This window comes from Pseudomonas sp. 1 R 17, assembly GCF_900067035.1.
Lineage (GTDB): Bacteria > Pseudomonadota > Gammaproteobacteria > Pseudomonadales > Pseudomonadaceae > Aquipseudomonas > Aquipseudomonas marginalis.
In genome coordinates this window covers 67,481-81,365 of the sequence record NZ_FKLB01000044.1, presented here as the reverse complement: position 1 = coordinate 81,365, position 13,885 = coordinate 67,481, and the positions used below count along the sequence as shown (strand labels likewise).

13 protein-coding genes, 1 other RNA gene and 1 pseudogene are annotated in these 13,885 nt (G+C 54.4%); 11 read left to right on the top strand and 4 right to left on the bottom strand.

The annotated features are described in order from the left end of the window. Positions 1-60 precede the first annotated feature (60 nt). Positions 61-543, top strand: coding sequence for an SsrA-binding protein SmpB (smpB, locus tag BFP99_RS15990; protein ID WP_003176160.1), 483 nt, complete (start codon positions 61-63; stop codon positions 541-543). A 36-nt stretch (positions 544-579) separates the two neighbouring features. Here the strand turns inward: smpB and BFP99_RS15985 are convergent, their stop codons facing one another. Continuing rightward, positions 580-1,347 carry an FCD domain-containing protein gene (locus BFP99_RS15985; RefSeq protein ID WP_065947686.1) on the bottom strand — a complete coding sequence of 256 codons (768 nt, stop codon included), beginning with the start codon at positions 1,345-1,347 and terminating at the stop codon, positions 580-582. Positions 1,348-1,608: 261 nt separating this feature from the next. On the opposite strand from BFP99_RS15985, the gene BFP99_RS15980 reads away from it, so the two are divergent. The 7 genes and pseudogenes from BFP99_RS15980 to BFP99_RS15955 all read left to right on the top strand — a co-directional run bounded on the left by BFP99_RS15980 (position 1,609) and on the right by BFP99_RS15955 (position 9,504). Further along, positions 1,609-3,303: a lactate permease LctP family transporter gene (locus tag BFP99_RS15980; protein WP_065947685.1), complete on the top strand. Its 1,695-nt coding sequence runs from the start codon at positions 1,609-1,611 to the stop codon at positions 3,301-3,303. A gap of 105 nt (positions 3,304-3,408) precedes the next feature. Next, on the top strand, positions 3,409-6,219 hold the full coding sequence (locus tag BFP99_RS15975; protein WP_065947684.1) for an FAD-binding and (Fe-S)-binding domain-containing protein: 2,811 nt from the start codon (positions 3,409-3,411) through the stop codon (positions 6,217-6,219). A 137-nt stretch (positions 6,220-6,356) separates the two neighbouring features. Continuing rightward, positions 6,357-6,635: a hypothetical protein gene (locus tag BFP99_RS15970; protein WP_027605349.1), complete on the top strand. Its 279-nt coding sequence runs from the start codon at positions 6,357-6,359 to the stop codon at positions 6,633-6,635. A 93-nt stretch (positions 6,636-6,728) separates the two neighbouring features. Further along, positions 6,729-7,125: a transfer-messenger RNA gene (gene ssrA / locus BFP99_RS15965) on the top strand. A 182-nt stretch (positions 7,126-7,307) separates the two neighbouring features. Then, positions 7,308-8,552: an integrase domain-containing protein gene (locus BFP99_RS15960; RefSeq protein ID WP_065947683.1), complete on the top strand. Its 1,245-nt coding sequence runs from the start codon at positions 7,308-7,310 to the stop codon at positions 8,550-8,552. Beyond that, positions 8,548-8,806 (top strand): annotated as a pseudogene (locus tag BFP99_RS34110) (integrase); the annotation flags it as partial. The gene BFP99_RS15960 and the pseudogene BFP99_RS34110, both read left to right, overlap by 5 nt. Before the next feature lie 38 nt (positions 8,807-8,844). Beyond that, positions 8,845-9,504, top strand: coding sequence for a hypothetical protein (locus tag BFP99_RS15955; RefSeq protein ID WP_065947682.1), 660 nt, complete (start codon positions 8,845-8,847; stop codon positions 9,502-9,504). A 1-nt stretch (position 9,505) separates the two neighbouring features. Here BFP99_RS15955 and BFP99_RS15950 read toward each other — a convergent pair whose 3' ends face one another. Beyond that, positions 9,506-10,591, bottom strand: a complete 1,086-nt coding sequence (locus tag BFP99_RS15950) for a YagK/YfjJ domain-containing protein (protein ID WP_065947681.1) — start codon at positions 10,589-10,591, stop codon at positions 9,506-9,508. Positions 10,592-10,899: 308 nt separating this feature from the next. Further along, positions 10,900-11,151: a helix-turn-helix transcriptional regulator gene (locus tag BFP99_RS32175; RefSeq protein WP_083221203.1), complete on the bottom strand. Its 252-nt coding sequence runs from the start codon at positions 11,149-11,151 to the stop codon at positions 10,900-10,902. A gap of 349 nt (positions 11,152-11,500) precedes the next feature. Between BFP99_RS32175 and BFP99_RS33445 the strand changes: the two genes are divergently transcribed. Next, on the top strand, positions 11,501-11,878 hold the full coding sequence (locus BFP99_RS33445; RefSeq protein WP_218064741.1) for a hypothetical protein: 378 nt from the start codon (positions 11,501-11,503) through the stop codon (positions 11,876-11,878). Positions 11,879-11,957: 79 nt separating this feature from the next. Continuing rightward, on the top strand, positions 11,958-12,926 hold the full coding sequence (locus BFP99_RS15945) for a DUF932 domain-containing protein (protein ID WP_065947680.1): 969 nt from the start codon (positions 11,958-11,960) through the stop codon (positions 12,924-12,926). A gap of 169 nt (positions 12,927-13,095) precedes the next feature. Here BFP99_RS15945 and BFP99_RS32170 read toward each other — a convergent pair whose 3' ends face one another. After that, positions 13,096-13,341 (bottom strand): helix-turn-helix domain-containing protein, encoded by a 246-nt coding sequence (locus tag BFP99_RS32170; RefSeq protein WP_083221202.1) that lies wholly within the window; start codon positions 13,339-13,341, stop codon positions 13,096-13,098. Between the two features lie 125 nt (positions 13,342-13,466). On the opposite strand from BFP99_RS32170, the gene BFP99_RS32165 reads away from it, so the two are divergent. Further along, on the top strand, positions 13,467-13,826 hold the full coding sequence (locus BFP99_RS32165; protein ID WP_083221201.1) for a hypothetical protein: 360 nt from the start codon (positions 13,467-13,469) through the stop codon (positions 13,824-13,826). The last annotated feature ends 59 nt before the right edge of the window (positions 13,827-13,885 follow it).

Below are 13,885 nucleotides of genomic sequence, written 5' to 3'. Positions count from 1 at the left end.
GCTCAAGCACGCAGGTTGACCGTAGCCGACACGCTCGCAACTCCCTATAATGCCGCCCCTATGGCTAAACAAAAGAAACACCCCACAGGGACCATCGCGCAAAATAAAAAAGCGCGACACGATTACTTCATCGAACATCGGTTCGAGGCTGGTCTGGTCCTGGCCGGCTGGGAAGTAAAGAGTCTGCGTGCCAGCAAGTTGCAACTGGTCGACAGCTACGTATTGCTCAAGGATGGCGAGGCATGGCTGCTCGGCAGTCATATCACCCCGCTGACAACCGCGAGCACCCACGTGATTGCCGACCCGGTGCGCACGCGCAAACTATTGCTCAATGCCCGCGAACTGGAAAAGCTCGCCGCAGCCGTACAGCAGAAAGGCTATGCCTGTATCTGCCTGTCCTGGTATTGGAGCAAGCACCTGGTCAAGTGCGAGATCGCACTGGGCAAGGGCAAGAAGGAATACGATAAGCGTGATACTGAGCGCGAACGCGATTCCAACCGCGAACTGCATCGCGCCGTGCGCAACAAGGGCAAGGAAGAGTAACCCTTGTAACGATGTAGCCTCGGGACTTCCCCCCGGCTACATCCCCTTACGCCGCTCCGCACGCGCCACGCGCTGAACCTCCTGACGTACTTCCTCCAACACTTCCTGCACGTACTCCAGGTGACGTGTCGAGACTTCTCGCGCCTGTTCTGCCCGGCCCTCGATAATCGCCATGTACAGCTCCCGGTGCTGACTGATCAGCATGTCGCGCGTCTCCGTACGTTGCTGATACATGCCGCCAATATTGGTCACCACGTTACGCTTGAGCAGGTCGAACAAGCCGCGAATGGTGTGCAGCAACACCGCGTTATGGCTGGCCTCCGCAATGGCCAGGTGAAACTGTGCATCCGCAGCCCCCTCCTCGACCCGGCTCACGTCATCAACGCGGGCATAGCAATCCTGCAACGTCTCGAATGCAGCGGTCAGCCGCTCACGGTCGACCTCAGTCGCTCGCAATGCTGCGTAATAAGCACAGGACGCTTCAAGGGTCTGGCGAAACTCCAGCAGGTCACGCTGGGCCTCAGGATTGTTTTCCAGCAGATGCAGCAGCGGATCGCTGAACGTCGAGCCCAGTGACTCGGCAACATAATTGCCCCCTCCCTGACGGCTCACCAACAAGCCCTTGGCCGCCAGCTTCTGAATCGCCTCCCGCAACGACGGACGCGACACACCAAACTGTTCAGCCAAAGCGCGCTCGGCCGGCAAGCGTTCACCCGACTTCAACGTGCCCTCAAGGATCATCCCCTCAAGCTGCTCGACAATATCGTCAGACAAACGGCGCTGACGCACCTGATCAAACCCCATAACTCACTCTCCACCATCCCGACCACTCGCCGGGCCCTCTATTCTGGCCTATCGCCGCCCTTCCAGCACCTATCAGAACCGCTTCGATTCACCCGATCAAACCACCTCGCCTGCCGGGCTACGACCAAAGTTTCGCAAGCGGCAAATTGACACATACCCCGAAGACTTTTAACCTAGCCTCCGGCGATTGTAAATTGGTATTACCAATTATCCAAATCGACTATGAAGTGCCTGACCAACAACAATTAGGGGCCACCCCATATGCAAACCTGGCAACAGCTCTACAGCCCGCTCGGCAGCCTCGGCCTGTCCGCACTGGCCGCCGTTATTCCGATCGTGTTTTTCTTCCTGGCTCTGGCCGTGTTTCGCCTCAAAGGCCACGTGGCCGGCAGCATCACGCTGGCGTTGTCGATACTGGTAGCGATCTTTGCCTTCCACATGCCAGTGGACATGGCGCTGGCCGCCGCTGGCTACGGTTTTGCCTATGGCCTGTGGCCTATTGCCTGGATCATTGTCGCGGCGGTGTTTCTCTACAAACTCACCGTCAAGAGCGGCCAGTTCGAGATCATCCGCAGCTCTGTCCTGTCGATCACCGATGACCAGCGCCTGCAGGTGCTGTTGATCGGCTTCTGCTTCGGCGCATTCCTGGAAGGTGCTGCCGGTTTCGGCGCCCCCGTGGCGATTACCGCCGCACTGCTGGTAGGCCTGGGCTTCAACCCGCTGTACGCGGCCGGCCTGTGCCTGATTGCCAACACCGCACCCGTCGCCTTTGGCGCCTTGGGAATTCCGATCATCGTTGCCGGGCAAGTGACCGGAATCGATGCATTCAAGATCGGCGCCATGACTGGCCGCCAACTGCCGCTGCTGTCGCTGTTCGTGCCGTTCTGGCTGGTCTTCATGATGGACGGCCTGCGCGGCGTTCGCGAAACCTGGCCAGCTGCGCTGGTCGCGGGCCTGAGCTTTGCCATCACCCAATACTTCACGTCCAACTTCATCGGCCCGGAACTGCCGGATATCACCTCGGCCCTGGCCAGCCTGATCTCTCTGACCCTGTTCCTGAAAGTATGGCAACCCAAACGCACTGCGGGCGCGCAGATTGCCGGTGCCACTTCCGACGCAGCGATTACCGCCAGCGCCGGCGGCTTCGGCCTGCCGCGCAGCACCGTCGCCTCACCTTACAGCCTGGGGCAGATCTTCAAGGCGTGGTCACCGTTCCTGATCCTCACCGTGCTGGTCACCATCTGGACCCTCAAACCGTTCAAGGCGATGTTCGCCGCAGGCGGCTCGATGTACAGCTGGGTATTCAACTTCGCGATCCCGCACCTGGATCAAATGGTGATCAAGGTTGCACCCATCGTGACCAACCCGACTGCGATCCCAGCGATATTCAAGCTGGACCCGATTTCAGCGACCGGTACCGCTATTTTCTTCTCGGCACTGATCTCGATGCTGGTCCTGAAGATCAATATCAAGATTGGTCTTACCACTTTAAAAGAGACCTTCTACGAGTTGCGGTGGCCGATCCTGTCTATCGGCATGGTGCTGGCATTCGCCTTTGTCACCAATTACTCCGGCATGTCTTCGACCATGGCGCTGGTATTGGCTGGCACTGGTGCAGCCTTCCCGTTCTTCTCGCCGTTCCTAGGCTGGCTGGGGGTTTTCCTGACAGGCTCCGACACATCGTCCAACGCCCTGTTCAGCTCGTTGCAAGCCACCACGGCGCACCAGATCGGCGTCAACGACACGCTTCTGGTCGCTGCAAACACCAGCGGCGGCGTGACCGGCAAAATGATTTCGCCGCAATCGATCGCCGTGGCTTGCGCCGCTACCGGACTGGTGGGTAAAGAATCCGACCTGTTCCGCTTCACCCTCAAGCACAGCCTGTTCTTCGCCACGATCGTCGGGCTGATCACCCTGGCCCAGGCTTACTGGTTTACCGGCATGCTGGTGCACTAAAGCCGTAGCAATAGGGTCATAACCGACGCCGGGCTATAACTTCGGCGTCGGCTTTGCGCAATCGTGTCAATACGGCGCCCAGGGGGTGCTGATCCTGGAGGACCAATGAGTCTGCCTGCCGCTTTCCTTGCTGACGTCGCACAGCTGATCCCACAAGACCGACGTTTCGACGATCCACTTTCCACCCTCGCATTCGGCACCGACGCCAGCTTTTACCGATTGGTCCCACAACTGGTGATCCGCGTCGAATCGGAAGACGAAGTGGTGGCGCTGCTGCAACTGGCCCAGCGTGAACGTGTGCCGGTAACCTTCCGCGCAGCCGGCACCAGCCTGTCCGGGCAAGCGATAAGCGACTCGGTACTGATCGTGCTGGGGGACAATTGGAACGGCCGTGAGATTCGCGGGCAAGGCACTCAGATCCGCCTGCAACCCGGCGTGATCGGCGCACAGGCCAACGCCTGGCTGGCGCCATTCGGGCGCAAGATCGGCCCAGACCCGGCGTCGATCAATGCCTGCAAGATCGGCGGAATCGTCGCCAACAACGCCAGTGGCATGTGCTGCGGTACGGCGCAGAACACCTACCACACCCTGGCCGGAATTCGTCTGGTCCTGGCCGATGGCAGCCGCCTCGATACAGAAGACGCAAGCAGCGTTACGGCGTTTCGTGAACAGCACGGCGCACTGCTCGAGCGCCTGGCCACACTCGGCCGTGAAACGCGGGCAAACGCGGAATTGGCAGCAAAAATCCGCCACAAATACCGTCTGAAAAATACCACCGGCCTGTCACTCAACGCCCTGGTGGATTTTGATGAACCGCTGGATATCCTCAGCCATTTGTTGGTGGGCTCCGAGGGAACCCTAGGGTTTATCAGCGCAGTCACCTACGACACCGTGATCGACCACCCGAACAAGGCGTCGGCGTTGATCGTATTTCCGGATGTGGAGACCTGCTGCAACGCAGTCACCATCCTGAAAACCCAACCGGTGTCGGCTGTCGAGTTGCTGGACCGACGCAGCATGCGCTCGGTGCAGAACAAACCGGGCATGCCCGCATTCGTACAGCACTTGTCAGAAAGTGCCTGCGCCCTGCTGATTGAATCCCGCGCCGCATCGCCGTCATTGCTGCACGAACAATTGGCGCTGATCATGGCGTCGCTGGCCGGTTTCCCGGTGGAGAAACAGGTCGACTTCACCGAAGACCCTGTGGAAAACGCCCGCCTGTGGGCCATCCGCAAGGACACCTTCCCCGCCGTAGGAGCCGTACGCAAAACCGGCACCACGGTGATCATCGAAGACGTCACCTTCCCGGTCGAGCAACTGGCCATTGGCGTGAACCGTTTGATCGAACTGTTCGACAAGCATCACTACGACGAAGCCATCCTTTTCGGACATGCCCTGGAAGGCAATCTGCACTTTGTGTTCACCCAAGGCTTCAACAGCGCGGATGAAGTCACACGCTATCAAGCGTTCATGGATGACGTCGCGCAATTGGTGGCCGTGGAGTTCGGCGGTTCGCTGAAAGCCGAACACGGCACCGGCCGCAATATGGCACCGTTCGTGGAACTGGAATGGGGCAGCGACGCCTATCAACTGATGTGGCAACTCAAACGCCTGCTCGACCCCAACGGCATTCTCAACCCGGACGTGGTGCTCAGCCAAGACCCGCAGATTCACCTCAAGCACCTCAAGCCGCTGCCTGCGGCCGACGAGCTTGTGGATAAGTGCATTGAGTGCGGTTTCTGTGAACCGGTGTGCCCATCGAAAGGCCTGACGTTGAGCCCGCGCCAGCGCATCGTGATCTGGCGAGATATACAGGCGAAAAAACGCGCCGGCGCCGACACCACCGAATTGGAAGCGGCCTACCACTACCAGGGCATCGAAACGTGCGCCGCCACCGGCCTATGCGCCCAACGCTGTCCGGTAGGAATCAATACCGGCGACCTGGTGAAAAAACTGCGAAGCCGTGACGCCGACCGTACGAAAACCGCCGAATGGCTGGCCACCCATTTCGCCACGGCACTGCAAGGTGCGCGCTTTACCCTGCATGTAGCCAATGGTGCACGCATGCTGCTGGGAGCGCCTCGCCTGGCGAAGCTGTCGGCCACCATGACCAAGTTGTCCAAGGGACAGATTCCGCAGTGGACCAACGCCATGCCACAACCGGAAAAAGCCATTCGTTTCAGCCCGGCGGTGACGGATGAGCGGCCACGGGTGGTCTACCTGGCGGCCTGCGTCTCACGCGCCATGGGCCCGGCGGCCGGTGATAAAGAGCAGATGTCTTTGTACGAAAAAACCCAGGGCCTGCTGGAAAAAGCCGGTTACCAGGTCGTGTTTCCCGACAACCAGGACAACCTGTGCTGCGGCCAGCCTTTCGCTTCCAAAGGCTACGCCGAACAGGCAGAACACAAACGCCAGGAACTGATCGGCGCCCTGCTCCATGCCAGCCGCGGCGGCCTGGACCCGATCTATTGCGACACCAGCCCCTGCACCCTGCGCCTGGTGCAAGACCTCGGCGAAACGCGCCTGGACCTTTACGACCCCGTACGTTTCATCCGCACGCACCTGATGGACCGTCTCGACTTCACACCGCAGGAGGCACCGATCGCCGTACACGTCACCTGCAGCACCCAACACCTGGGAGAAAGCCAGGCCCTGATCGACCTGGCCCGTCGCTGTGCCAAAACCGTGGTGATCCCGGAAGGCATTCACTGCTGCGGGTTTGCCGGCGACAAAGGTTTCACCACGCCGGAACTCAACGCCCACTCGCTGCGCTCCCTCAAGGATGCAGTGCAGTATTGCAGTGAAGGCATCTCCACCAGCCGCACCTGCGAGATCGGCCTGAGCCAGCATGGCGGCATCGACTATCACGGATTGGTGTACCTCGTGGATCGCGTGACCCAGGCCCGCGCCCATTAATCCCGCAAAAAAACAGAACCCCTGCGCGCTGGCGTAGTCATCTGCATAGGCCTCGACGCACGAGGCCCATCAGTGATGTCGCTGGCAGCCCATGAACGCCAGCAGCGTCGAGCCTTTTTTGCGCAAGGAGATACCCTATGAAGCGTTCCGCTCTTGCTGGCTTGTTCATTACCGCTGCGATGTTGGCCTCCCCTGCTTTCGCTGCTGGCGAGCCCGACCTGTGCAAGATCAACCTGGACAAAATCAACAACGGTAAAGCGCTGCTCGCCACCGACACCAGTGGCAAAAGCGGCGAAATCGACACAGCCGTCTCCCAGGCCAAGGCTGCCCACGCCGCCGGTGACGACAAGAAGTGCATCGAAATCACCTCCAAGGCCCTGCAAGACCTGCAGAACCTGGACAAAGGCGGTCAATAAGCGCAGGGCCAACCTTCGGGTTGGCCTTCCGTGACCGTTTGGCGTACACTGCACAGGCTTGTCACTCACTATGAAACAACGAGTTACAAGCACGGGGCCGTTTAGGATTCGACGCCGGTCGCGAAACTTTAGGTGCATGCCGAGTTGGTAACAGAACTCGTAAATCCACTGTTGCAACTACTTATAGTTGCCAATGACGAAAACTACGGCCAGGAATTCGCTATCGCTGCGTAAGCAGCCTTAGACCTGAGCTTCTGGTACCTTCGGGTCCAGCAATCACCAGGGGATGTCTGTAAACCCAAAGTGATTGTCATATAGAACAGAATCGCCGTGCAGTACGTTGTGGACGAAGCGGCTAAAACTTACACAACTCGCCCAAAGCACCCTGCCCTTCGGGTCGCTGAGGGTTAACTTAATAGAAACGGCTACGCATGTAGTACCGACAGCGGAGTACTGGCGGACGGGGGTTCAAATCCCCCCGGCTCCACCACTTAATCATCTAAAGACGTCCAAGGGCGTCTTTTTTTGTGCCTGAAATCCAGCAAATACAGGGGATTCAGGTCCAACGGGGTCCGATGGTATCTGAGCACATCCTACAATTCGTGTATTCCACGTGGTATTCCAAGCCCACGACTGCTATTTTTTGGAATACATGCAGTATCGGAGATTCTCATGGGTGCCCAAGCCACTCGACTTTCAGACGTCAAAGTCAAAGCAGCGAAACCAAAGGAAAAAGACTACATCCTCACTGATGGCGACGGCCTCCAGATGAGAGTGAGGGCTAATGGCTCAAAGCTCTGGAATTTTAACTACATTCACCCAGCCACCAAGAAACGGATCAATATGGGCCTTGGTACGTTTCCGGAGGTGAGTTTGGCTCAAGCCAGGAAACGGACGGTAGAAGCCAGGGAGCTGGTGGCGCAAGGGCTTGATCCGAAAGCGAAGCGTGACGAAGATCGGCAAACATTAAGAGCGACTACGGAACATACCTTTAAAAACGTAGCCACCGCTTGGTTCGAACTCAAGAAAGACTCGGTTACTACTGCGTATGCTGAAGACATCTGGCGCTCGCTCACGCTGCACGTTTTTCCCGACTTGGCCGCTACCCCAATCTCAGCGATCACTGCTCCGGCGGTTATCAAACTTCTCAGACCGCTTGAAACCAAAGGCAGTCTTGAGACCGTGAAGCGACTGAGCCAACGTCTTAACGAGATCATGACTTATGGCGTGAATTCCGGCTTGATTCACTCGAATCCACTGAGCGGAATTCGCTCTGTCTTCAAGAAACCCAAGAAGACGAACATGGCAGCACTTGCGCCAAACGAACTCAATGAGCTAATGGTGACGGTGGCCAACGCCAGTATCAAAAGGACCACACGCTGCTTGATTGAGTGGCAACTTCACACCATGACTCGCCCTTCAGAAGCAGCCACCGCACGATGGGCAGATATCGACATCGGCAAGAAAATCTGGACGATACCGCCTGAACGGATGAAAAAGCGCCGGACCCACATCATCCCACTCACAGAACAAGCTTTGGGGCTCCTAGAGGCTATAAAGCCCCTTAGCGGGCACCGTGAGCATGTCTTCCCGGCGGATCGCAATCCCCGTACTCATTGCAACAGCCAAACAGCCAATATGGCTCTGAAGCGCATGGGTTTCGAAGGCCGCTTGGTTAGCCACGGCATGCGCTCAATGGCCAGTATCATCCTCAACGAACACGGCTGGGATCCTGAGCTAATCGAGGTTGCTCTGGCTCACGTGGACAAGGACGAGGTGCGTAGCGCCTATAATCGGGCAGATTACATAGAGCGCCGCAGGCCAATGATGAAATGGTGGAGCGAGCATATACAGGAAGCTGCTACCGGGAGCCTTTCTATGTCCGCGATCAATGCCAGCGGGGGTGTAGTCCGCTAACGCAATACGCACAATTTTGCATGACATAAATTACGTGCAAATCACTAGGCACGATTTCCGGTCTTCCTTTCGTGACTGGCGGGTGAATGCCCCCAGCATCCTCGCGAGGTTTGCGAGATGGCACTGGCGCATGATGAACGCGATCAGACTGAAGGGGCATACTCTCGTCAGACTTTCTTGATAACCGCCGACTGCTCATGAATGATTGGGCAGCTTTCCTCAATCCAACGCTCAGCAGTAATCTCGAAGACTGAACACCAATTATATCAAGCCGCACCGTCAGGGAGTCGACATGACCAATTCGTCGCAAAATCTAGCTCAAGCCTTGCATGAGCTAGAGCAACTAAAAGAAGAGCTACAGACTAACTGGAAGGACGAAAGGCTCAGGATAGAAGAGTCACTGTGCTACCTGATAACACACGTCATTTGCGAAGATTATAACCACATAAAAAATAGCATAGAAGCTCAAGTCAAAACGGGAGAGACGTGCAAAGACCAGAAGACGTCTCAATGGGTGATGAGTGAGTTCGACTCGCAAACCCACCCAGCGCGAGAATACACCCTAATCGCACTCACCTACCTTCTCCTATTTGACTTTGAATGTCAAAATGGATCCATCGCTAGCGCTTCGAAACTTATCTGTCATGCTAGTCACTTCGAGGGATATGCCAGTGGAGTGACACTTCCTCGAATTAATGGAGGGGCCCGAGGACGCTCAAAGAACAGCCAAAAAAATCAGAACAAGATAGCAGTGTTAATTAGCTCGCTTCGGCCGACGGAAGGCTGGAGAAAAGAGCGAGACGCTGCAAACTGTATTTATGACGAAGCTGTAAAACTAAATAAAAATTCAAGCATGAATCTCACTCCCTCCCAACTTACTAACCTGATGACGAAATGGATGAAGGAAGAAGGCTCCGTATGCCGAGCGGCCTTTCTGGGCACTAGTGAATAGGTTATTCACTTGGTAACGCCTCAGGCTGCTTTCTGGGCCTACCTCGTTTTGTTTCCTTGGGAGTTACCCGCCCTCCTTTCCCGAAGCACCTACCGCCGTCAGGTGCGATCATCCGGATAAAGTAATCCGGCTTGGTCAGATACGCCGCCACAAGGTTTAGCCCAGCCCTTAGACCGGCCTGATGGTGGCTAATCATGCCAACCCCTAAGATCCCTTTCTTTTCAAACGCCGCTTTGTTCTTGTTGCAGTTATAATAAATTCCTTTCCCTTCAGTCACCGTCTCTACCCAGTATTCCCCCAGAAGCTTGGCAATGACGATATCCTCTCGATGATCAGTTCCATTCAAAAACAACAAACAGTGATAATGGTAGGACTTATCAAGACCATATTCCAGTTTCCAAGCATACCCTACAACACCCGGTGACTTAGGGCTCCTGAGATACTTCATTAAGGCTTCCCGATGCCTCCTGGCTTCGGCATGGGTGATAGCGGTTTCTCCTCGAGGAACGCAGTACTGGCTGCGATAGGTGAAATCGACACGAATCACTAGCATCCTAGCGTAACGCACAAACAGCGACTCAATATATCCAACTAGGCTTTTATAATTTTTATTGGCAGACCGGCTAAACCCTTTCAGATTAGCTTGAAATTCCACCCCACGAATTTCCCGCTTAACCTTTTCTATTAAGTCATGGAGCAGGGATAATTCATCAGACTGAAGAAACTCAACCTTATATACATCTGTTTTCATCTCCACTCCAAAAAAGTACTTCATAAAGACTCTCAACAGCGGATTAAACTCATGACAGGGATAAACCTCTTTGATCATCCCAAAATCCACCTTTAGTAAGCTTAGACAGTCCTGCTCCAACACTCTGACCTTCTTCTGCTTAGACATTGCAGTCGTACGAGGCAGAAACAACCCCTTCTCAAAGGCCTTCAGACGCAACATCACGCGCACAATTGAACGGATATCACTCGCCAATAAAGCTTGATCGGTATATTGCTCAACCGTCTCACCGTTGATGTCCGCATACATGTACGATTCATGTTCAAAATATAACTCTAACCCTTCATCAAACCTCATGCACTCACCTTATATGGACAGGCACTCTAACCATTCCTCACATAGAGCACTCAACTAACGATAAGCCACTACTGCACCCATCAACCCATACTGCCCATGCACGCCCATGCTCTATCACGGTGTGCATTGAAGATGGGTATTAGGTATCGGCATTGAATATGATACTAGAGATACTATTCTAGATATTACTATTCTAGATATAACATAGATACCAATATTCAAGCTCTCTGCTTGCCCCGGCCAACCCAGCGAATTAGATAAACAACAGCACATAACGCTGGAGATATGACCCCATAGAAAAATGAAAGTTAGTGCTTGTGGCTGCTCGAATTAGAACCATTATAAGAAACGCTGACGCATCGCTGTAGCCAAGCGCTTACATCTTCCTCCAGCCACCCCACAGCAAAGCTGCCCAATTTAAAAGGCTTAGGGAACGTTGCGTCATAACGCGAAGATCGCGGGTTGATCCGATCATAAATAGTTGACCGTGACAGCCCCACCCTAACTGAGAGCTGCTTGAGTCTGATAACACTAGGATGTACTGCCGAATCTCGCTGCATGGTAGGTACCCTCGGGTTTCAATGAGCCCCAACGGTAAAAGATGTTCTTCCCGCGTTCACTCGACTTAGCACCCAGTAAAAAATTCCCAGGTGCTAAACCAGATTTCAATTGACGAACGAGCCACTACCGGACTGAGGCATGCACTAGCCTACCTTCCAGTACAGAAAGTTGGTTCCCAGCTATGAAATGTTAGTTCCCTCGTTTGAAATGTTAGTTCTTTTGTCAGAGAGAACTAACTTCGGTCATCTCCGCCGACACCAGGAATCAATTCGAAACAATTTTAACCATACATAACACTCGAGCAACGACAACATCCTTGACACCGATAATTATTTAGAGGTCTGAAAAATGATTGAATGCCCAAGCTGCGGGTCATCAGCCGTCGCACAACAAGCTACAGCCAAGAAAGCAGGTGCCGCCATCGGTGGCGTGAGCGGTGTGCTCAAAGGATTATCCGCTACCACAATCGGCGCCAATATTATTTTGATCGCTGGCAGCCCAACAGGCGGGCTAACCAAAGCAGTAGGCCGATTGGCCTCATCCATTATGGCGGCATTCGCAAGCGGCGCAGCCGGATGTATCGCGGGAGCGAGGATCGGAGCATTAATTGATCGCAACGTCTTCGACTCCTACCGATGCAGTCACTGTAACTGTTCTTTCAATATGTACTTGCCTGCAACATCCGTGAAGGCTTCACACACAGTCGAAGCAATTCAAGACAACTGATATTCATCTCGCTTGCATATTACGCACCGCTGATATCCCAGCAGCGTTGGCGCTCGCCTGTCAAACAAGGAAAAACCTAATGGCACATTTAATCGAACAAATGGCTTATGTCGGTGAAAAGCCATGGCATGGGCTCGGCTCCGTACTTTCACCCAAGCAACCTATTGAGGTCTGGCAGAAAGAAGCCGGTATGAACTGGCGCATAGAAGACAGTCCCGTCCATTTCAAGGCCAACACGGTAGGTAACCTGGGATCAATTTATACATTCCCAGAACAGAAGGTTCTTTACCGCTCTGACACCAAAGCAGCACTTTCAGTAGTCTCACAGCGCTACCAAATAGTGCAGCCTCGCGATGTGCTGGAATTTTACCGAGACCTCACTGAGGTCTCCGGGTATGAGCTGGAAACTGCGGGAGTGTTGAAAGGAGGTCGTAAGTTCTGGGCGTTGGCGCGGACAGGGCAAACCGCAGCGTTGCCGGGTAATGATGAAGTTAATGGTTATTTGCTACTGGCAACCTCGTGCGACGGAACGTTAGCTACCACCGCCACACCCACCACCGTTCGAGTCGTCTGCAACAACACACTGACTATTGCCCTGGATGGGGAAAGCCGCGCTATCAAGGTTCCGCACAGTACTCGGTTTGATCCACAGGCGGTAAAGAAGCAGCTGGGTATCGCGGTATCACAGTGGGAAGAATTCATGCATCGAATGCACATGCTTGCAGAGCGCAGAGTGCCGTGGCCGGAAGCGATGAGCTTCTTCCTCAGCGTGCTGTGCGATACCCCTGCTAACAGCCCAATTCCTGAGGTACTACCGAACGAACGAGCACTACGCAAAGTACAAAGCCTGTATGAAGGACAAGGTCGAGGCTCAACCTTGCAGTCTGCTAAAGGTACCGCATGGGGACTGCTCAACGCCGTGACCGAATATGTCGACCACGAGCGGCGGGCAAGGAGCTCTGAGTACCGGATGGACTCGGCATGGTTTGGACAAGGCGCAGTCATTAAGCAGAGGGCACTGGATGCGGCTCTACGCCTCGCGGCCTGAACCGTTTCGCACACCAAAACAGCCCAGCCAGTGCCTCATGGCTGGGCGCTTTATGCCCTATGGGAACCATTTAGATCCGGCCCTACCTACCCAACTGAACTACGCAAAGAATGGGCAGATTCAGGAATTAAGAACGGCTTACGCAAACAAGCCGCTGATTAATGAACGGTCATAGTCCTGCGTCGATGAGCAAATCTGACGGTTTACAGTGCAATGCAGTCGCGATCCGGAGGATATTCAAAAAGGTAACGTTCCTCTCCCCTCGCTCTATTTTTCCCATGTGAGAACGGTCGATCCCGGCAGCATCCGCCAAGGCTTCTTGCGACAGCGTATGCCCTAGTCTTCGTGCGCGTACCGCCGCACCAAGCTGCACTAGGTCGCCGTCTTTATCGTGAGTCGCAGAGATTCTTGCCATGGCGAAAATCGTCGCGCTATGATGCTTTCACGACCACGGCATTTACGACCCTTTTTGACATTTCTGTGACGTAGAGCAGAGCTAGCAGAGGGCCTTCCTACTCCCAATACAGAGAATCTGAAAATATGTCTCTTTCAACAGTAAATGGATTAAACGAATCTCAAATAGAAACTTTTCTAAAAGCCAAAAAGTCTTTTGAGGTTGTAGGCTTAAGAGGCCAATTCACTAAAAGCGTAGCAATTATCGAAAAAAAGATAGAAAGCCTAGATCTAAAGTGCCGAGTAAAAGTCGACCTGAAAGGCGCTATAGCTCAAGGCGGTATATTGGGCACAGTCATTGGAGCAGCATCTCTCCCCATCGGCGTCGCTCTAGCCGCCGCTGCTACCGTGGTCAGCACTGGTCATACTCTAGCTACCTACAACCCCGACTACGAAATAATAAAAGACTACATCAATAAAAAACTAAAAGTCATCTATAAAAAATAACAGATGACAGCATTAATTAGCGCCACAGCGCATATTTGAGAGTTTAATAAATGAATATA